The sequence below is a fragment of the Noviherbaspirillum sp. ST9 genome (assembly GCF_048799745.1).
Classification (GTDB): Bacteria; Pseudomonadota; Gammaproteobacteria; order Burkholderiales; family Burkholderiaceae_D; genus Noviherbaspirillum.
In genome coordinates, this window is the sequence record NZ_JBLWFR010000093.1 from 1 (window position 1) to 686 (window position 686).

At 45.5% G+C, this 686-nt stretch carries 1 protein-coding gene; it reads left to right on the top strand.

Annotation, left to right across the window (positions count from 1 at the left end; translation table 11 throughout):
- Positions 1-124: 124 nt before the first annotated feature.
- Positions 125-686: RagB/SusD family nutrient uptake outer membrane protein (locus ACNOHI_RS24920; RefSeq protein ID WP_420477418.1), on the top strand; the 562-nt coding region annotated here is incomplete at its 3' end.

The following is a 686-nucleotide window of genomic DNA, read 5'->3' on the forward strand; positions in this document are numbered from 1 at the left end:
GTCCGGACCCGGAAGTGAATGTCACTTCGAGTCCTTTGGTGCAGGGCTACGACCTTGGAACACCGCCGGTTCCACGTACGGTTCAGTTTGGTTTTAATGTTACACTTTAAATTTTGAGCAAGTGATGAAAAGATTAATCTATATGTTCTTAACCCTTGTGCTTTTCTCTTCATGCTCCGAATTTCTTGAGGTTGACCCTCAATTACAGGTTGATGAATCTAAAGCAATTACCAATGCGGCTTCTGCGGCCACCGCTTTGAATGGATTATATAACAGGCTGGGGAGTAACAATTACTACGGCTCTAATTTTCCGGCCTTATCCTATTTGTCGGGGGGAGATATTCAATGGATGGGTTCTCAGTCGGCACCTCAGGAAGTAGTGCTCCATAAGCTTACAGCCGATAATAGTTATGTCGGTTCTGCCTGGGCTGCCATATCTCAAACCATTCTTTCCGCAAACTACATTATACAAGCTGTTCCCGCAGTAAATGACGCGCTTTTCACCGAAGCACAAAGGAATCAGATATTAGGAGAAGCATATTTCGTCCGGGCTTTATCGTATTTTGATTTAGCACGGGGATGGGGAGGAGTTCCGATCATATTGTCGCCTACGCGTGAGGCGAGTGAAAATCTGAACGTCCCCAAAAGCAGCGTGAATGATACCTATACCCAGGTTTTAAAGGACC